We start from the raw sequence: 18836 nt of genomic DNA, 5'->3' as shown, positions 1-18836 counted from the left end.
GCTCCTGAGCGGTCGCTTAGAATGGGGCGGTCCCCACAGTCTCCACCGCCCCACCAGCACCGCTCGGGAGCCCCGCCGTGACCGTCGAATCCCCGTCCGCCATTGCCCTGTCGCACGGCCGGCTCATACCGGTCACCGTCCACTTCGACGACCTCGACGCGCTCGGCATGCTGCACAACGCCCGCTACCCGCTCCTCGTCGAGCGGGCGTGGACCGAGCTGTGGCAGGAGCACGGGGTCCGCTTCGACGGCGACTGGGCGAGCGCGGGCGATGCCTGCAACGTGGTGAAGGAACTGCTGATCAGCTACGAGGCGCCGGTCACGAAGCCGGGCGACTACGGCGTCCACCTCTGGCTCGACCGGCTGGGGAACACCGGCCTGACCTACGGTTTCCGGTTCTGCTCGGCGGACGGCTCGGTGACGTACGCGACCGGTACCCGGGTGCTGGTCCGGCTGGACGCGGGGACGTTGCGCCCCGCGCCCTGGAGCGAGGCGCTCAGGGCCGTGGGCCGGACACTGCTGCGCTCGGCGGACTGACCTTCGGGCGGTCCCGGTCCCCGGCGCGGAGCACGCCCGCGAAGACCACGAGCCCGCCCGCCAACACCGTGACCAGGCAGAACGACACGACCAGGCTCGTCGCCTGCGCGACCCCGCCGATCAGGCTCGGCGCGACAAGCCCCGAGGTGTAGGTGATCGTCGCGACGCCCGCGATGGCCTGGCTCGGGTTGGGGCCGCTGCGGCCCGCCGCCGCGAAGCACAGCGGGACGACCACGGCGATGCCCAGACCGAGCAGCGCGAAGCCGATCATCGTCAGCGCGGGGTTCTCCGCGAGGACGATCAGCAGCCCGCCGAACACGGACAGCACCCCGCCCGCGCGGACCGTACGCACCGAACCGAAGCGGTTCACCACCCCGTCGCCCACCATCCGGGCCACCGCCATCGTCAGCATGAAGCCGGTCGTCGAGGCCGCCGCGAGCCCGGCCGACGTACCCAACTGGTCCTTCAGGAACACCGCCGACCAGTCCAGGCTCGCCCCCTCCGCGAACACCGCGCAGAAACCCACCGCACCGATGAGCAGCGCGGACTTCGGCGGCAGCGTGAACCGGGGCGGCGCTTCCTCTTCCACGCCCGGGGGAATGTCGAGCACCCAGTGGCAGGCGGTCACGCCGAGCACGGTCAGGACGGCAGCCGCGATGAGGTGGTGCACGCGCGCGTCCGAGCCGAGGTGCGCGGCGAGGGTGCCGCCCGCCGAACCGATCAGGGCGCCCGCGCTCCACATGCCGTGCAGCCCGGAGAGGATCGACTTGCCGAGCAGCCGCTCGATCTCGACGCCGAGCGCGTTCATGGCGACGTCGGCCATGCCCGCGCTCGCGCCGTACGTGAACATCGCCAGGCAGAGGGTGATGAGGTTCGGCGCGAGGGACGGGAGGATCAGGGCCGTCGTCCAGAGCGCGATCAGTCCGCGCAGGGCCGTACGACTGCCGAAGCGATGGGTGATCCAGCCGGCCAGCGGCATCGAGCAGGAGGCACCGAACGCCCCGAAGGCGAGGGCGAATCCGAGCCAGCCCGCGGCGACGTGCGCGTGCTCCTGGATCCACGGCACCCGGGTCGCGAACGAGCCGGTGACCGCGCCGTGCACCGCGAAGACGGCCGCCACGGCGTACCGGGCGCGCTTCACCTCACGTCGGTCGTAGACCACTTCACTCATTGTCCGGCCCCTCCTGCTGGTCACGTCCCCGCCGCCGTCAAAATCCCTGCTCGCGTGTTCTCGTCCCGCTCGCGCCGGGTAAACTATCAGGAACCCTGCCTGATAGATAGCGAAATACCGGCCGCCCGATGCACCCCCTCGATCTGGGAGGATTCCCGGCATGCCCGCATCCCCGAGCACCGCCCGGGCCATCAATGACCGGCTCGCCCTGCGACTGCTTCAGCAGGAAGGCCCGCTGACGGCAGGGCAGTTGAAGCAGCTCACCGGACTCTCCCGGCCGACCGTCGCCGACCTCGTCGAACGCCTCACGGCCTCCGGACTGATCGAGATGGTCGGCGAATCCGGGGAGCAACGGCGCGGCCCGAACGCCCGGTTGTACGGCATCGTCGCCGATCGTGCCTACCTGGCCGCGCTGGACGTCCGGCTGGAGGGCGTCTCCGTGCTCGTCTCCGACCTGGTCGGCCGGGTGCTGGCCGAGGCGTCCGTACCGATCGACGACGACTCGGGCACGGGCCCGGCGGTCGAACAGGCCGTCGCCCTCGTGGAACGCGCGGCGAAGGAGGCGGGCGCGGAACACCTCCACACGGTGTGCGTCGGCGCCCCCGGCCTCATCGACCCGACCACCGGCGAACTCCGCGACACCAGCGGCCTCCCCGCCTGGCACCGCCGCCTGGTCGCCGCCCTCCACGAACGCCTCCCGGACACCCGCATCGTCGTCGAGAACGAGACCAACCTCGCGGCCCTGGCCGAGCAACGCGACGGCGCGGCCCACGACCGGGACACGTTCGTCCTGCTCTGGCTCGGCATGGGCATCGGCGCGGCGGTGGTCCTGGACGGCGCGCTGCGCAGGGGAGCGTCCGGGGGTGCGGGCGAACTCGGCTTCCTGCCGGTGCCGGGGACGCGGGGGCTGCCTTCGGCGACGGACTGCGAGGGCGGGTTTCACTCGCTCGCGGGGGCCGGGGCTGTGCTTGAACTGGCGCGGGAGTGCGGGGTGTTGGGGGTCGAGGGTGCCGAGGGGGGCAGCGCGGCGGAGGTTGTGCGGTGGGCGGTCACGGGGGTGGGCGGGAGTGAGCCGGGTGCCCGGGGAGACGCGGGTGCCCGGGGAGACGCGGGTGCCGGCGGAGGCGCGGATGCCGCAGCCACCCCCGACGGTGCCTCCGCCCCCGACTACGCTCGCGCCGCCCGCTTTCTGGACACCCTCGCCGACCGGCTCGCCCTCGGTGTCGCGTCGGTCGTCGCGCTGCTGGACCCCGGGTGCGTGGTCCTCGGCGGTGAGGTCGGGCAGGCCGGGGGCGACGAACTCGCCGTACGCGTGGCCGAACGGATCACCCGCATGTCACCCCTGCCCGCGGAGGTCCGCCCCAGCGCCCTCGGCGGCGCCGCCGTCCTGCGCGGGGCCCTGCTGACCGCACAGGACGGAGCGCAGGGCGAGTTGTTCGGATAGCCGGCCGAGCGCGCGATCGCGCTTGGCCTGAGTGGCCCGGCGGTGGGCAAGGGCCGTCGTCACCACCGCCGGACCGGTCCAGGGGTGTCCCCTCCGGAGATCCGAAAAGGACTAGACCAGATGATCCAGCAGGTAGGGCCCGCTTGAGAAGGCCAGTGACACTCTCTGTGAGCCAGCCCACACCCTTCACCTGGATGGACCCTTGCCGGGCGTGGCACACTGGCCGTGTACCAGAAGCAGCGCACTCCGGGGTCGGTGAAAGTCCGAACCGGCGGTTACAGTCCGCGACCCGTCCGTGTTGTTCAGCGGCCGGTTGACCAGGTGGAATTCCTGGACCGACGGTTAAAGTCCGGATGGGAGGCAGTGCGCGGCGGGCGGGCATTCGAGCGCGCCGCCGTATCGGCTCGTCCTGTGTGGGCGGGTTCTGTCCGGCGTCGTCCCGGTGCTTCCGTTCGTTTCATTCTGTCGTCTTCGACAGGCCCCGGAGTCCGTGCCCCGATGTGGCAGGAGGACCCGGGAAGTGTTCACCGGAATCGTCGAAGAGCTGGGTGAAGTCACCGCTGTCGAGACCCTCGACGACGCGTGTCGCTTCCGCCTGCGTGGCCCTGTCGTGACCGAGGGCGCGAAGCACGGCGACTCCATCGCCGTGAACGGCGTGTGCCTGACCGTCGTGGACTTCGCGGGTGACGAGTTCACCGCCGACGTCATGGCCGAGACCCTGAACCGCTCCAGCCTGGCCAATCTCGCCGTCGGCTCCCGCGTCAACCTCGAACGCCCGATGGCCCTCGGCGCCCGCCTCGGCGGCCACATCGTGCAGGGGCACGTCGACGGCACCGGCGAGGTCATCGAGCGCAAGCCGTCCGAGAACTGGGAGATCGTCAAGATCTCGCTCCCGGCCGACCTCACGCGCTACGTCGTCGAGAAGGGCTCCATCACCGTCGACGGCATCAGCCTCACCGTGGTCGACGCGGGCCCGGACTACTTCACGGTCAGCCTGATCCCGACCACCCTCGGCCTGACCACGCTGGGCCACAAGCAGCCCGGCGACCCGGTCAACCTCGAGGTCGACGTCATCGCCAAGTACGTGGAGCGGCTGATGGGCGCGCGGGAGGTGACCCCGTGAACTGGCTCAACTCCGAGGCCTTCGTCCTGTTCGGCCAGCACATCAAGTGGTCGGACATGATCGGCAACGTTATCGGACTGATCGGCCTCGCCTTCGGCTGGCGGCGGTCCATCTGGAGCTGGCCCACCCAGTTCGTCTCCGGTGTGATCCTCTTCGCCGCGTTCGCCACCGCCCACCTCTCCGGCAGCGCCGGCAAGCAGGTCGTCGTCATGGTCGTCGCGGTCTACGGCTGGTGGCAGTGGAACCGCGGCAAGGGCGGCTCCGCCGACGGCCACATCACCCCCCGCTTCGCCACCTGGCGCGAGCGCGCGATCCTGGCCGGCTCCGCCGCCGTGGGAACGGTCGCGGTCGCCGCCCTCTTCAAGGCCTACCCGTCCCTCTCCTGGGACCCGTGGCCCGACGCCTACATCTTCGTCGGCACCGTCGTCGCGATGTACGCCCAGGCCCGCGGCATGGTCGAGTTCTGGTTCGCCTGGCTCCTCGTCGACCTCGTCGGCGTCCCCCTCAACTTCGCCAACGGCTTCGCCTTCTCCGGCTTCGTCTACGTCATCTACGGCGCGCTCGTCCTGTGGGGCATGCGCGACTGGTGGCTGCGCTCCCGCAAGGCACCGCAGCCCGTCCTGGAAGGAGCGCCGGCATGACAGCGGCACCGATCCTGTACAGCACAGACGGTTTCGAGGACTTCTCCCTCGACCCGGTCGAGCAGGCCATCGCGGACATCGCGGCCGGCCGCCCCGTCGTGGTCGTCGACGACGAGGACCGCGAGAACGAGGGCGATCTCGTCATCGCCGCCGAGAAGGCCACCCCCGAGATCATCGCGTTCATGATGAGCGAGTGCCGCGGCCTGATCTGCGCCCCCATGGAGGGCGACGAGCTGGACCGGCTCCGGCTCCCGCAGATGGTCGAGGACAACACCGAGTCGATGAAAACCGCGTTCACAGTCTCCGTGGACGCATCCGCCGTTCACGGTGTGACCACCGGTATCTCGGCCTCCGACCGCGCGACCACGCTTCAGGTCCTGGCGAGCGGCAACGCCGAGCCCGACGACCTGGTCCGCCCCGGCCACATCTTCCCGCTGCGCGCCCGCACCGGCGGAGTCCTTGTCCGCAACGGCCACACCGAGGCCGCCGTAGACCTGGCCCGTCTGGCGGGCCTGCGCCCGGCCGGCGCGATCGTCGAGATCGCGGGCGAGGACGGCCGTATGCTCCGCCTCCCCGAACTGATCCCCTTCGCTCGCAAGCACGGCCTGACGATCATCTCCATCGAGGACCTGATCGCCTACCGCCAGACCGCCGAACCCACCGTCCGCCGCGAGGCCGAGGTCCAACTCCCCACCCGCCACGGCCAGTTCACGGCCTACGGCTACCGCTCCACCGTGGACGGAGTGGAGCACGTGGCCCTCGTCCACGGCGAGATCGGCACCGGCGAGGACGTCCTCGTCCGCGTCCACTCCGAGTGCCTCACAGGCGATGTCTTCCACTCCCTGCGCTGCGACTGCGGCCCCCAGCTGGAGGCCTCCCTGGAGCGCATCCAGGAGGAGGGCAGGGGAGTGGTCGTCTACCTGCGCGGCCACGAGGGACGCGGCATCGGCCTGCTCTCCAAGCTCCGGGCGTACGAACTCCAGGAGCGCGGCCGGGACACCCTCGACGCCAACCTGGAGCTCGGCCTGCCCGCCGACGCCCGGGACTACGGCGCCGGCGCGCAGATCCTGGAGGACCTCGGCGTCCACAGCCTGCGCCTGATGACCAACAACCCCGACAAGACCGACGCGCTCGTCCGGCACGGCCTCAAGGTCACCGGCCGGGAGCCGATGCCCGTAGAGGCGGGCGAGCACAACCTCCGCTACCTGCGCACCAAGCGGGACCGGATGGGGCACGACCTGCCCTGGCTGGACACGGCCCCCGTGTCCACCTGCGGCAACCAGTAAGAACAGGAACTGAGGAGAGACGTGAGCGGCAAGGGTGCACCCGAACTGTCCGTACGCAACGTCGGAGACCTGCGGGTCGCCGTCATCGCGGCACAGTGGCACGAAAAGGTGATGGACGGTCTGGTGGACGGCGCGCTGCGCGCCCTGCACGACCTGGGGATCGACGAGCCGACCCTCCTGAGGGTCCCCGGCAGCTGGGAACTCCCGGTCGTGGCAAAGGTGTTGGCGGGCCGGGGCTACGACGCGATCGTCGCCCTCGGTGTCGTCATCCGCGGCGGCACCCCCCACTTCGAGTACGTGTGCCAGGGCGTGGTCCAGGGCCTCACCCAGGTCTCGGTCGAGACCGGCGTCCCCGTCGGCATGGGCGTCCTGACCTGCGACACCGAGGAGCAGGCCCTGGACCGGGCGGGCCTGGAGGGCTCGAACGAGGACAAGGGGCACGAGGCGGTGACGGCGGCGGTGGCTACGGCGGCCACCCTCCGCTCGGTATCCGAACCCTGGCGCTAGGCCGACCACCACAACCCGTAAAGTGGGCGGCATCATGTCCAATAAGACGTTCGAGGAGCTCTTCACCGAGCTCCAGCAGAAGGCCGCCACCGGCGACCCCGCCACTTCCCGCACCGCAGAGCTGGTCGGCAAGGGCGTCCATGCCATCGGCAAGAAGGTCGTGGAAGAGGCCGCCGAGGTCTGGATGGCCGCCGAGTACGAGGGCAAGGAAGCGGCCGCCGAGGAGATCTCGCAGCTGCTCTACCACGTCCAGGTGATGATGGTCGCCCGCGGAATCTCGCTGGACGACGTCTACGCCCACCTGTAAAAACCCTTTAGAACCGTTTCCGACAGTTCACCCCTTTCATCACCCCTTTCTGCACCACTTTTCACGCGAAGGAAGCCGACCTCATGCTGCGCATCGCCGTCCCCAACAAGGGTTCCCTGTCAGGACCTGCGGCGGACATGCTGCATGAGGCCGGCTACCAGCAGCGCCGGGAGTCCAAGGAACTGCGGATCGTCGACCCGGTCAACGAGGTCGAGTTCTTCTACCTCCGCCCCCGCGACATCGCGATCTACGTCTCCTCCGGCCGCCTCGACATCGGCATCACCGGCCGCGACCTGCTGATCGACTCGGCCGCGAGCGCCGAGGAGATCCTCCCGCTCGGCTTCGCCCGCTCCACGTTCCGCTTCGCCTCCAAGCCGGGCGCGGCGAGCAGCATGGCGGACCTCAAGGGCAAGACGGTCGCGACCTCGTACGAGGGGATCGTCGCCAAGCACCTCGCGGACAACGGCATCGACGCCGCCGTGGTCCACCTCGACGGTGCCGTGGAGACCGCCATCGAACTCGGTGTCGCCGAGGTCATCGCGGACGTCGTCGAGACCGGAACGTCCTTGCGCAACGCGGGACTTGAGGTCTTCGGCGACCCGATCATGAAGTCCGAGGCCGTCGTCATCCGCCGCAAGGACGCCCCGACGGACGACACTGCGGAGCCCAAGGTCCAGCAGTTCCTGCGCCGCCTCCAGGGCGTCCTGGTCGCCCGGACGTACGTGATGATGGACTACGACTGCCGGGTCGAGCAGCTGGAGAAGGCCGTCGCGCTCACCCCCGGCCTGGAGTCCCCGACCGTCTCCCCGCTGCACAACGAGGGCTGGGTCGCCGTCCGCGCGATGGTCCCCGCCAAGGAAGCGCAGCGGATCATGGACGACCTGTACGACATCGGCGCCCGGGCCATCCTGACGACGGCCATCCATGCCTGCCGTCTCTGAGGAACACACCGAGGATCACGCCGACCATGTCCGAACTCCCCGCCCTGCCGGTCACGTTCCGGCCGGGCCGCACCCGTGCCGTGCTGCTCACCGCGGGCGTCGCGATCTTCGTCGTCATCACGACCGTCGCGATGCTGCTGGAGCAGCTCACCCCGGGGGAGAAGCTCAGCTTCGTCTTCACGGGGGCCATCCTCTTCGCCGTGCTGGCCCTGCTCGCGCGGGTGAAGGTCGTCGCCGACGAGTCCGGTGTCACCGTCGTGAACATCGTCAGCAGGCGCCATCTGGAGTGGGCCGAGATCCTCCAGGTGAATCTGCGCCCCGGCGATCCCTGGGTGTTCCTCAACCTCAGCGACGGCACCAGCCAGCCCGCGCTGGGCATCCAGCCCGGTATCGCCAAGGAGCGGGCCATCGCCGACGCGCGCACTCTGCGGGCGCTCGCCGAGGACCGGTCGCTGAGGGATCTGCCGTAGAGGGCCATGTCTTGATTAATCTGTTGTCGGTGGCGTTTTTCGTTCCCGCCTCCGCCACCGATGTTCCCCCTGTCTTCAGAGGCACCCTGCGACCCGAGGAGTGATTCCCTCCAGCGATGGACGGATCGTCCTGTAGTACCTGCGCCGCCCCCTCCCGACATATCGAGGCGGCGGCATGACCATCCCCTTGTTGCTCCTCGGAGCGGCGATCCTGCTGATTCTGGCCAACGGCTTCTTCGTCGCGGCCGAGTTCGGGCTCGTCACCGTGGAGCGTCCCGAGGCCGAGAAGGCCGCCGCCGAGGGCGACCGACGGGCCGCCACGGTCGTCGAGTCGCTCAAGGAGCTGTCCTTCCAGCTCTCCGGCACCCAGCTCGGCATCACCATCACCTCCCTGGTCGTCGGCATGCTCGCCGAACCGGCCCTGGCGGAACTGCTGCACGGCCCGTTCAGCGCGATCGGCATCCCCGAGGGTGCCGTCTCCGGCGTCGCCGTGGTCGTCGGCATGCTGCTGGCCTCCGCCGTGCAGATGGTGATCGGCGAGCTCGTGCCCAAGAACTGGGCGGTGTCGCGACCCCTGCAGGTCGCACGCTTCGTCGCCGCCCCGCAGCACGCTTTCGCGAAGCTGTTCCGCCCGGTGATCGCCGCACTGAACACCGTCGCCAACAAGCTCGTCCGCGCTCTCGGCGTGGAGCCCACCGAGGAACTGGCCTCGGCCCGTACCCCCGGTGAACTCGTCTCCCTGGCCCGGCACTCGGCGCAGGCCGGCACGCTGGAGCAGGACACCGCCGATCTCTTCGTACGGACGCTGTCGCTGGGCGAGTTGACCGCGCAGCACGTGATGACCCCGCGCGTGAAGGTCAGCGCGCTCCAGTCGTCGGCGACCGCCGAGGACGTGGTCAACCTGACCCGGGCCACCGGTCTGTCCCGCTTCCCCGTCTACCGCGAGAAGATCGACGAGATCGTCGGCATGGTCCACCTCAAGGACGCGCTGGCCGTGCCCTCCCACGACCGCCTCCGCACCTCCGTCACCAGCATCGCCAAGTCCCCGGTACTGGTCCCCGAGACCCTGCCCGTGCAACCGTTGTTGGCCCGGCTGCGCAGCGAACAGCCGATCGCCGTCGTGGTCGACGAATACGGCGGTACGGCGGGCGTGGTCACCCTGGAGGACATCGTCGAGGAACTCGTCGGCGAGGTTCGCGACGAGCACGACGGCCAGGACGTACCGGAACTCGCCGCGGCCCCACCGGAGGACGGCAAGCCGGCCTGGGACGCGGACGGCAGCTGCCGAGTCGACATCCTCCTACGCATAGGCCTCGACGTCCCCGAGGGCCCGTACGAAACGGTCGCCGGACTGGTGGCCGACCTCCTCGGCCGCATCCCGGCCCCCGGCGACAAGGCCGAACTCCCGGGCTGGCGGCTCTCGGTCCGCCAGGTGGGCCACTACCGCGCCGAACGAGTCCGCCTGGTCCGCACGACTCCGGCCGTGAACGTGATGGAGGCGGCCCGATGACCGTCCTCCAACTCCTCTTCGCCGTCCTGCTGGTGCTCGCCAACGGCTTCTTCGTCGGCGCCGAGTTCGCCCTCGTCTCCGTCCGCCGCAGCCAGATCGAACCCCTCAACACGGCCCGCGCCCGACAGGTCCTCTACGGCCTTGAGCGGCTGCCGCAGATGATGGCGGCGGCCCAATTCGGCATCACCGTCTGCTCGTTGACGCTCGGCGCGGTCGCCGAACCGACGGTCGCGCACGTCCTGGAGCCGGTCTTCCAGTGGATGCACCTGCCCGAGGGCATGATCCACCCCCTCGGCTACATCCTCGCGCTCGCCGCGGTCGTCTTCTTCCACCTCGTCATCGGCGAGATGGTCCCGAAGAACCTCGCGATGGCCGCGCCGGAGAAGGCCGCGATGTGGCTCAGCCCCGGCCTGGTCGCCTTCGCCCGGATCTGCAAGCCGATCACCATCGCCCTCGGCGCCGTCGCCCAGGGCATCCTGCGCCTCTTCCACGTCGAACCCAAGGACGAGGTCGAGGCCGTCTTCACCAGCGAACAGCTAAACCGCCTGGTGGAGGATTCGGGCCAGGCCGGCCTCCTCGACCCGGAGGAACAAGAACGCCTGGAAGACGCCCTGGAGTTGGGCTCCCGCCCGGTCACGGACGTCCTCCTCCGCCGCGAGAACCTGGTCACGGTCAGCCCCTCGGTCACCCCGGGCGAAATCGTCGCCCTCACGGCCCGCACCGGCTACTCCCGCTTCCCGATCGCGGCGGAGACCGGCGCCTTCATGGGCTACCTGCACGTGAAGGACGTACTGGACCTGGAGGAGTCGGAGCGAGCGGTCCCCCAACAGATCTGGCGCCCGATGACCACCCTCCGAGCCGAACTCCCCCTGGACGACGCTCTGACGGTCATGCGCCGAGCGGCCACTCACCTGGCTCAGGTGGCGGACGCCTCCGGCAAGGTGCTCGGCCTGGTCGCCCTGGAGGACGTCCTGGAGCTGTTGGTGGGCGAGGTAACAGACCCGGCCCACCGAGAGGTCCCGGCACCGACACAGCCACGGACGGCAGAACTCAAACAGGCGGTGGCCGGCTGAGGGCGGAAGTCTGAAGCGGGGCGCGACGTCTGGCCTGAGATTCTGGAGCGGGCGTCGCGTGGCTGGGGTCCTAGGTGGGCGGTGCCTGGGGGAGGGCTGAAGTCAGCGGTGTGCGGCTACGGCTGTGAAGCGGGCGGTGTCTGGCCTGAGGGCTGAAGTGGGCGTCGCCTGGCTAAGGGCTGAAGTCGGCGGTGTGGGGCTGTGCGTGGAGCGGGCGTCGCTTGGCCGGGGACTGATACGGGCCGGGCGTCGTCTGGTTGAGCCTGGGGCTGGCAGCGTCTGACTGAGATCCGAGGTCGGCGGCGTCTGGCTGAGGCCTGAGGGCGGCGATCTGTGGCCGGGGTCTGAAGCTGGCGGTGAGTGTTCGAGCCTGAGGCTCGCGGCGCTTGACGGTGGAGAGGACTGGAGCCGGCGTCGATCAGCTGGGGCCTGGAGCCGACGGCGCCGCGCTGAGGGCCTGAGCTCGGCGGTGTGCGGCTACGGCTGTGAAGCGGGCGATGTGTGGTTGAGGGCCCGAAGCCGTCGTCGCTTGGCCGAGGCTCGAAGCCGACGGCACCTGACAGACACGGGTCCCCCGTCCCCACCCAAGGGGCGCGGGGAACTGCGCGACCAGCCACAACGGACCCGCACCCGCAACCAGCCACAACGCACCCGCAGCCGCGAACAGACAGATCCAACCAAGCTCTCGCGCACCGCAGTTCACATCCCGGCAGAACCCGGCCCCCGCCCCGACAACACCTCTCCATACGCCTGCATCAGGTCCGGCAACCGCAAAGTCGACAGGTCATCCCGCGACAACATCCCGGGATACACGGACAACCGCAGATCCCGATACGCACAGCTCTTCTCGTACAGGGTCCGCAGGAACCGACCGTTGCCGAGCTCGTCGATCCACCCTTGGTCGACCACGTGCCCGGCGATCGACCGCAGCTCGTCCAACGCCTCCTCGTCCCACACGTCACCGTTCTCCGCCGCCAACACCTCGCCGATAGAGGTGAGTTCAAGCGGCCGGTACGAAGGGAAGTCGACGCGAGTCGTGAAGCGGGACGACAGCCCGGGGTTGGCGGCGAGCAACCGGTCCATGCCCTCCGGATAGCCCGCCAGGATCACCACGAGGTGATCGCGATTGTCCTCGGCCCGCTTCAACAGCACCTGCAAGGCCTCGTCGCCGTACGCATCGCCCTTGCCGTAACCGGAGTTGGAGAGCGAGTACGCCTCATCGACGAAGAGGACGCCACCGATCGCCGAGTCGATCAACTCGTTGGCCTTCACGGCCGTTTGGCCGAGATACTCACCGACCAGATCAGCCCGCTGCGCCTCGACCAGATGGTCCCCGCCGAGCAACCCCAGCGCGTAGAAGACCCGCCCGAGAATGCGAGCCACGGTGGTCTTGCCGGTACCCGACGGCCCGGAGAAGACGAAGTGCCGTTTCGGCGGCTGAACCGGCAACCCCTGCCCGGCCCGCAGCCGAGCCATGTTCAACTGGGCCGACAACGCCTTGACTTGGCGCTTGACCGGCTCCAACCCCACCATGCGCTCAAGCTCGTTGAGCGCCTCCTCCAGTAAGACCGGGTCAGTGGGCCCCGTGGGCAACGGCAGCACCGGATTCGAGATCTTCTCGCGCACCGAGTCACCCGCGGACGGCAGCGGCCCGGTCGGCGGCAGACCGGGCTCGGACAGCCTCAGATCCCGCCCCTCCGCCCCGAACAGCGGATCGAGCCCGTCCGGCCCCTCCAACGCGTCCTGCCCGCCGGAGAGCGTGATCGCCGCGAGGTCGGTCACATCCTCCGAGCCGTCGTACCCGTCGGAGTCGGTGATCGCGGCCAACCGCGCCGAGGTGTCCATGAACGCCGGGTCCACGCGATACACCGCCCGGTACAGCGGCAGCGCCGCCGCACTGCGCCCGGTGCCCTCATGCGCCCGCGCCAGCCAGTACCGCAACTCCTTGCGCTGAGGCTGTTCACTGCGACAGCGCATCAGCGCGGAGGACAGGAGCGGTTCGGCCTGGCCGTACATCTCCAGGCGCACCCGTGCCATCCCGCCGAACAACCCGGCCTCGATACCCAGGAGTTGATCGTTGATCAGCGGATCCGTGTGCCGGACCAGCTGCTCCCAGTCCTTGACCAGATAGGCCCGGCACGCGTGCAGGAAGCGCACCTGGTGATCGGTGTCTACGGGCGGCAGCCCCGCCAACGCCCGGTCCAGCTCCGGCACATGGCGGCCGTCCAGCCAGTGCGAGGCGTGCGCGAGCAGCAGATCACGCGGACTCTCCAGCACGGGCTGCACCCACCAGCCCAGCCAGTACCAGGAGTTGAGCGTACGGCGGTGCCTGGTGCGCTGTTCCCCGAAGCGCTCACGGTGCCGGTACATCCGCAGCAGCGCGGTCGTCGTGTCGACCCGCAGCGCGTGCAGTCCGAGCCAGCCGTCGGCCATCCCGGGATCCATCCGTACCGCCGTGCGGAACTCCTCCTCCGCCTGCGGATAAGCGCCCATCGTGTAGGCGTCCACGCCTCGCAGCCACGCGAGGTCGGCCGGGGCCTCGGGGCCCTGCGTGCCGAAGTCCATCACGTCCCCCCACAAACCGTGCCCCCGTTGATTCACCGCCGGGCCGGCGCCCGTCGGCAGTCTGGGTCGAACCGCTGTGCCGCGGACGGGAGTTGCCGTGGTGCGCGAAGCAGCCGTCCGTCGGTCGCACCCTGGGCATCGTACCTGCGGGGCAGTCGCCCATCGAAGGGTGCCGCACAGGCCGTTTGACGAGGTGGGAGCAGATGGGGCGCACTCAGGACGGTGACCCAGGGTGAGCAAATCACGGCTCGTAGCGGCCGGAAAATGGGCTGGGAGCAGAACGAAGCCCCCGATCACGGGGGAACAACCGGGGGCTTCGCGACTCTGGGCGGCTTCGAACCGGCCGCACATTCAGAACGTAAGACCTGTACGGCCCCTGGGTCAAGCCGAGTTGAGGCACTCAAGGAAGTTCGAGCGGAAGGGTCTTCACAAGTTCAGCACACTGCGGGCGGTCCGTCACCGTGGGTGACAGCGTGGTCCGGTCCAATCGTCCCGCAGGGCCCCGGGAGTACCTCGTACCCCTTGCCCAACTGCCGTACCAGGAAGTCCGCGTGGGGGCGCGAAGGGTCTTTGGCGAAGTGTTCGCGCTCCGCCTCGACCCATCCGTCCCAGAAGTCCCGCTGCTCCGCCCCGTCCCGCAGCCGCCCCCGCGCCCAGGCCTTCTCCTGGGGCAGTTCCATCCACAGCAGCCCCGCGAGAAACGGGCGCACCTCCCGCCGCCCGGCACCGACGCCCTCGACGAGGACCACGGGCGCGGGCGGCAGCGCGCGGGGCGCCGCGAAGTGCCGGGCGTGCCAGTCGTAGGGGGCGTAGTGCGCGGTCTCGCCGCGGCCGAGCGGGGTGATCACCTGGCTCAGCAGCCGGTCGGTCCAGCCGAACAGTTCGTCGTGGCTGGCGAGGTCGTCCAGGTGCAGTACGGGTGCGCCGCCCAGGGCCTCGGCCAGCTGCCCGGCGAACGTGGACTTCCCGGACCCCGCGTGCCCGTCGACCGCGACGAGCCGGACCGGGCCGCAGGACGGGGGCAGGTCGCTCAGGCGGTGGGCGAGGTGGTGCATGGCTGGTCCCGGGAGGTCGTGGGGCGGGTGATGCCGCAGGTCACCGGGACAGTCTAGGGAGTCGTGGTTCCCGCCCCAGGTCGTGCCACTGGTCGATACCAATATTGGTGGGTGTGGCGAGGTTCGAAGTGCTGGCAGCGGAGTGCCGTGTGTGCTCATAGTGGGCGCACAGTCGTCCATGGGACCCGTCCCGACTGGATCTGTCCCGACTCGGAGAACCCGGGGGTCTTCCGCCCATGAGCAGAGCCGAACAGCCGTCCCGCAGAATCGTGCTGGCCGCCGCGGTCGCCGTCGCCGTGGTGAGCGGCCCGGGCCCGGCGGTCGCCGCCACCGCGAGCGCCACCGAGGCCGCCGACTCCGATGGCGCCCCGTCGCGCATGGTCGACAACCACGCGTGGACCACGTACGACGACTGGTGCCGCGGCACCGCCCAGGGCACCCGCGCCGTAGCGGGCCCCCGACCCGGCCTCGCGATCGCCGCCGCCCTCGGCAGCGTCGACTACACGGACCCGCACACCCAGAAGACGGCGGCCTGGGAGTACGCGACCTGGACGTCCCCCGTCCACCGGCTCTCCGTCCCCGCCACGGAGACCATCGCCTCCTGGAACGCGCACACCCCCGCCGGCACCTGGCTCCAGGTCGAACTGCACGGCACGTACTCCGACGGCACGGACACCCCCTGGTACGTGATGGGCCGCTGGGCGGCCGGCGACCAGGACATCAAGCGGACCTCCGTCGACGACCAGACGGACGGCAAGTCCACCATCTGGACGGACACCTTCGCGATCGACGACGCCACGACAGGGCTGCGCCTCGCGTCGTACCGACTCCGCCTGACCCTCTACCGCAAGCCCGGCACCAAGCTCACCCCCACCGTCTGCCGGCTCGGCGTGATGGGCTCGGACATCCCGGACCGCTTCACCGTCCCGGCATCGACTCCCGGTCTGGTACGGGAGTTGACCGTCCCGCGCTACTCGCAGGAGATCCACACCGGCCAGTACCCCGAGTACGACAACGGCGGCGAGGCCTGGTGCAGCCCCACCTCCTCGCAGATGATCATCGAGTACTGGGGCGGCCGGCTCACCCCGGAGCAACTGGCCTGGGTGGACCCGGCGTTCGCCGACCCGCAGGTCGACAACGCGGCCCGCTTCACCTACGACCACCAGTACCAGGGCTGCGGCAACTGGCCGTTCAACGCCGCCTACGCGGCCACGTACAAGGACCTCCAGGGCGTGGTCACCCGCCTCGGCTCGCTCACCGACCTGGAGACGCTGATCGCGGCGGGCATCCCGGCCATAACGTCCCAGTCCTTCCTCAGCAGCGAACTGACCGGCGCGGGCTACGGCACCGCCGGCCACCTGATGACGGTGATCGGCTTCACCGCCGACGGCGACGTGATCGCCAACGACCCGTTCTCGCCCAGCGATCCGGCCGTGCGCCGCGTCTACGACCGGCGCGAGTTCGAGAACATCTGGCTGCGCACCAAGCGGTACAACGCCTCCGGCAAGCTCTCCTCCGGTACCGGCGGCGTCTGTTACCTCTACTTCCCGGCGCATCCGACCGCCCGCCGGCGCACGGCACTCGCGGCGGTGGGTGTGCGCTGACGCGGAGCTTGTGGCCAAGGTGGCTGTGACCAAGGTCTCCGGCGCAGAAGGCGATATGGATGGCAAGGTGGACAGACCGGGGGAGTCCACCACACATCCGACCTCTGTGAGCCACCATGACCGCACACTCAGCCAGCGCCGCCCGCACCCGTGCCCGTACCGGCGGCCCCAAGAGCGACGGCCCGAAGATCGTCGAGCACGTCATGGGATGGACCCTCGTCGTGGTGATCGCGATGCTTGTGACCCAAATCGGCCTGCTGTGACCTGACGCATACCCGACCTGCCATACTGCGGTTGACCAAGCCCAGTTGGAGAGCCAGAGTCGAAATTGGAAATCAGTCAGCAGCGTGACGTGGCGCGTCCCCGGGCGCGCGGTACCGAGCGTTCTTTGGCGCGCCGCGCCGAACTCATCACCATTGGCCGGAAGTTGTTCGCCGACACGTCCTACGACGCACTGTCCATGGACGACATCGCGCGGCAGGCCCATGTCGCCAAAGGGCTGATCTACTACTACTTCCAGTCCAAGCGCGGCTACTACCTGGCGATCATCAACGACTCGGTCGCCGACCTGGTGACCTTCGCGGCGAGCGGTCTCGAACTGCCCCAACTGGACCGCGTGCAGCGGACGATGGACAGCTATCTGCGCTGGGCCGAGCACAACCAGGCCGCGTACCGCACCATCGTGAGCGGCGGTGTCGGCTTCGACACCGAGGTGCACGCCATCCGTGACGGGGTGCGCGCGGCGATCGTCGCGACCATCGCCGACGGGGCCTACGGCCGTACCGACATCTCCCGGATCGCCCGCATGGGCCTGTTCGGCTGGGTGTGCAGCGTCGAGGGCGCGACCCTGGAGTGGATCAGCACCTCCGACCTGTCCCGCGAGACGATGCGCGAAATCCTCGTGAAGACCCTCGGCGGCACCCTGCGCGCCATCGAGGAACTGGACCCCGCCCATCCGGCGCCGTCACCGGCCCGCCGGGACGGCTGAGCCATCCTTCCCGACCAGTTCCGGACGACCGGGCTACTCTTGAAGTAAGCGGTCGTTAACTGGTGACGCGAGACCTCCGATCGGGCATACTCACAGCGCAGAGCCGCTGGTCAGCCGCTTCCGAGACCCGGGAGTAGGAGCAGTGGCCGCATCCGTGCGGTACCCGGCCACGTCGCCTCGACCCCAGGCGTACGCCCGCCGATGTGCCCGACAGGGAGGAGAGCGTCGCCATGCCCGACCGCGCCCAGCAGCCGGTGGACCGGCAACTGCCCACGGACGAGGCCCGGGATCTGATCTCGCTGGCCCGCGACATCGCACAGCGCGAGATCGCCCCGAGAGCGGCCGAGGAAGAGGACGCCGGGATCTTCCCGCGCGAGGTCTTCACCCTGCTCTCCCGGTCAGGACTGCTCGGCCTGCCGTACGACTCCGAGTACGGCGGCGGCGAGCAGCCGTACGAGGTCTACCTCCAGGTCCTCGAAGAGCTCGCCGCGGCCCGCCTCACGGTCGGCCTCGGCGTCAGCGTTCACTCCCTGTCCTGCCACGCGCTGGCCAACTACGGCACCAAGCAGCAGCAGGTCGAACACCTGCCCGCGATGCTCGGCGGCGGCCTGCTCGGCGCCTACTGCCTCTCCGAACCCGCTTCCGGTTCCGACGCGGCCTCCCTGCGTACGAAGGCGGTGCGCGATGGCGAGGACTGGGTGATCGACGGCACCAAGGCCTGGATCACCCACGGCGGCATCGCCGACTTCTACACGGTCATGGCCCGTACCGGCGCGGACGGCGCGCGCGGGATCAGCGCCTTCCTGGTGCCCGGCGACGCGGCCGGGCTGAGTGGCGCGGTACCGGAGAAGAAGATGGGCATGAAGGGCTCGCCCACCGCACAGGTCCACTTTGACGGCGTCCGCGTCCCCGACGAGCGGCGCATCGGCGAGGAGGGCCAGGGCTTCGCGATCGCCCTGTCCGCGCTGGACTCCGGCCGGCTCGGCATCGCGGCCTGCGCGATCGGCCTGGCCCAGGCCGCGCTGGACGAGGCGGTGGCCTACGCGAGCGGCCGACAGCAGTTCGGGCGCCCGATCTCCGACTTCCAGGGCCTGCGCTTCATGCTCGCCGACATGGCCACCCAGATCGAGGCGGGCCGAGCCCTCTACCTCGCGGCGGCCCGACTGCGCGACGCGGGCCGCCCGTTCGCCAAACAGGCCGCCATGGCCAAGCTGCACTGCACCGACACCGCGATGAAGGCCACCATCGACGCCGTCCAGATCCTCGGCGGCTACGGCTACACCGCCGACTTCCCGGTCGAGCGCTACATGCGCGAGGCCAAGGTCCTGCAGATCGTCGAGGGCACGAACCAGATCCAACGGATGGTCATCGCCCGCCACCTGGCGGGTCCAGAAGCCCACCGAACTGGCTGAGTCCCGAGGGCGGCGCCGCCAGCCGCGCCCACTCCGGGTCGTGACGCCCCGGCAGGGCGCGGCCCCGTTCGGCCCAACTCCGCATGAGATCACGGTAGATGGGCGGATCCTGGGGTTGCGGCGGCGCCGGGGGAACCGATTCTGCGGGTACGGGGACGAAGATCCGGCGCTGACGCCCGGTCGGCGCATATGTGGCGGTCATA

The 18836-nt window shown here is 69.9% G+C and carries 18 protein-coding genes and 1 riboswitch; of the genes, 15 read left to right on the top strand and 3 right to left on the bottom strand.

What is annotated here, in order from left to right; all coding sequences use genetic code 11:
* Positions 1-77: 77 nt before the first annotated feature.
* The gene (locus SPR02S_RS24700) at positions 78-536 is read left to right on the top strand and encodes an acyl-CoA thioesterase (protein WP_019059687.1); all 459 of its coding nucleotides are present in this window, start codon (positions 78-80) and stop codon (positions 534-536) included.
* On the opposite strand, the gene SPR02S_RS24695 is transcribed toward SPR02S_RS24700, so the two are convergent.
* A complete protein-coding gene (locus SPR02S_RS24695; protein ID WP_019059686.1) occupies positions 496-1707 on the bottom strand; it encodes an MFS transporter in 1212 nt (403 codons plus the stop codon). The genes SPR02S_RS24700 and SPR02S_RS24695 overlap by 41 nt on opposite strands.
* 160 nt (positions 1708-1867) lie before the next feature.
* Between SPR02S_RS24695 and SPR02S_RS24690 the strand changes: the two genes are divergently transcribed.
* The 10 genes from SPR02S_RS24690 (at position 1868) to SPR02S_RS24645 (ending at position 11009) form a co-directional block, all read left to right on the top strand.
* The gene (locus SPR02S_RS24690) at positions 1868-3151 is read left to right on the top strand and encodes an ROK family transcriptional regulator (protein ID WP_019059685.1); all 1284 of its coding nucleotides are present in this window, start codon (positions 1868-1870) and stop codon (positions 3149-3151) included.
* A 237-nt stretch (positions 3152-3388) separates the two neighbouring features.
* Positions 3389-3522: riboswitch (FMN riboswitch) on the top strand.
* 149 nt (positions 3523-3671) lie between these two features.
* Positions 3672-4274, top strand: coding sequence for a riboflavin synthase (locus SPR02S_RS24685; RefSeq protein ID WP_019059684.1), 603 nt, complete (start codon positions 3672-3674; stop codon positions 4272-4274).
* A complete protein-coding gene (locus SPR02S_RS24680) occupies positions 4271-4915 on the top strand; it encodes a nicotinamide mononucleotide transporter family protein (RefSeq protein WP_019059683.1) in 645 nt (214 codons plus the stop codon). Before SPR02S_RS24685 ends, SPR02S_RS24680 begins: the two co-directional genes overlap by 4 nt.
* A complete protein-coding gene (locus SPR02S_RS24675; RefSeq protein WP_019059682.1) occupies positions 4912-6201 on the top strand; it encodes a bifunctional 3,4-dihydroxy-2-butanone-4-phosphate synthase/GTP cyclohydrolase II in 1290 nt (429 codons plus the stop codon). Before SPR02S_RS24680 ends, SPR02S_RS24675 begins: the two co-directional genes overlap by 4 nt.
* A 21-nt stretch (positions 6202-6222) precedes the next feature.
* Positions 6223-6708 carry a 6,7-dimethyl-8-ribityllumazine synthase gene (gene ribH / locus SPR02S_RS24670; RefSeq protein WP_019059681.1) on the top strand — a complete coding sequence of 162 codons (486 nt, stop codon included), beginning with the start codon at positions 6223-6225 and terminating at the stop codon, positions 6706-6708.
* 34 nt (positions 6709-6742) lie between these two features.
* Complete coding sequence (locus SPR02S_RS24665; protein ID WP_018534786.1) at positions 6743-7015, top strand: phosphoribosyl-ATP diphosphatase; 273 nt, start codon at positions 6743-6745, stop codon at positions 7013-7015.
* Positions 7016-7098: 83 nt separating this feature from the next.
* Positions 7099-7956, top strand: coding sequence for an ATP phosphoribosyltransferase (gene hisG, locus SPR02S_RS24660; protein WP_019059679.1), 858 nt, complete (start codon positions 7099-7101; stop codon positions 7954-7956).
* Between the two features lie 26 nt (positions 7957-7982).
* Positions 7983-8426 (top strand): PH domain-containing protein, encoded by a 444-nt coding sequence (locus SPR02S_RS24655; protein ID WP_019059678.1) that lies wholly within the window; start codon positions 7983-7985, stop codon positions 8424-8426.
* Between the two features lie 175 nt (positions 8427-8601).
* Positions 8602-9936 (top strand): hemolysin family protein, encoded by a 1335-nt coding sequence (locus SPR02S_RS24650; RefSeq protein WP_019059677.1) that lies wholly within the window; start codon positions 8602-8604, stop codon positions 9934-9936.
* Positions 9933-11009 carry a hemolysin family protein gene (locus tag SPR02S_RS24645; protein WP_019059676.1) on the top strand — a complete coding sequence of 359 codons (1077 nt, stop codon included), beginning with the start codon at positions 9933-9935 and terminating at the stop codon, positions 11007-11009. The genes SPR02S_RS24650 and SPR02S_RS24645 overlap by 4 nt, the downstream gene beginning before the upstream one ends.
* A 699-nt stretch (positions 11010-11708) precedes the next feature.
* On the opposite strand, the gene SPR02S_RS24640 is transcribed toward SPR02S_RS24645, so the two are convergent.
* Positions 11709-13574 carry an AAA family ATPase gene (locus SPR02S_RS24640; protein ID WP_019059675.1) on the bottom strand — a complete coding sequence of 622 codons (1866 nt, stop codon included), beginning with the start codon at positions 13572-13574 and terminating at the stop codon, positions 11709-11711.
* A gap of 434 nt (positions 13575-14008) precedes the next feature.
* On the bottom strand, positions 14009-14629 hold the full coding sequence (locus SPR02S_RS24635; protein ID WP_019059674.1) for a uridine kinase family protein: 621 nt from the start codon (positions 14627-14629) through the stop codon (positions 14009-14011).
* Positions 14630-14865: 236 nt separating this feature from the next.
* On the opposite strand from SPR02S_RS24635, the gene SPR02S_RS24630 reads away from it, so the two are divergent.
* The 4 genes from SPR02S_RS24630 to SPR02S_RS24615 all read left to right on the top strand — a co-directional run bounded on the left by SPR02S_RS24630 (position 14866) and on the right by SPR02S_RS24615 (position 18633).
* Positions 14866-16233: a C39 family peptidase gene (locus SPR02S_RS24630; protein ID WP_026150835.1), complete on the top strand. Its 1368-nt coding sequence runs from the start codon at positions 14866-14868 to the stop codon at positions 16231-16233.
* A gap of 116 nt (positions 16234-16349) precedes the next feature.
* Positions 16350-16496: an SCO1431 family membrane protein gene (locus tag SPR02S_RS62365; protein ID WP_019059672.1), complete on the top strand. Its 147-nt coding sequence runs from the start codon at positions 16350-16352 to the stop codon at positions 16494-16496.
* 65 nt (positions 16497-16561) lie between these two features.
* Positions 16562-17221, top strand: a complete 660-nt coding sequence (locus tag SPR02S_RS24620; RefSeq protein WP_026150834.1) for a TetR/AcrR family transcriptional regulator — start codon at positions 16562-16564, stop codon at positions 17219-17221.
* Between the two features lie 230 nt (positions 17222-17451).
* A complete protein-coding gene (locus SPR02S_RS24615; protein WP_019059670.1) occupies positions 17452-18633 on the top strand; it encodes an acyl-CoA dehydrogenase family protein in 1182 nt (393 codons plus the stop codon).
* The last annotated feature ends 203 nt before the right edge of the window (positions 18634-18836 follow it).

The organism is Streptomyces prunicolor NBRC 13075, assembly GCF_000367365.1.
Lineage (GTDB): Bacteria > Actinomycetota > Actinomycetes > Streptomycetales > Streptomycetaceae > Streptomyces > Streptomyces prunicolor.
The sequence above is the reverse complement of the archived record's forward strand: the minus strand, read 5'-3'. Positions and strand labels throughout refer to the sequence as shown.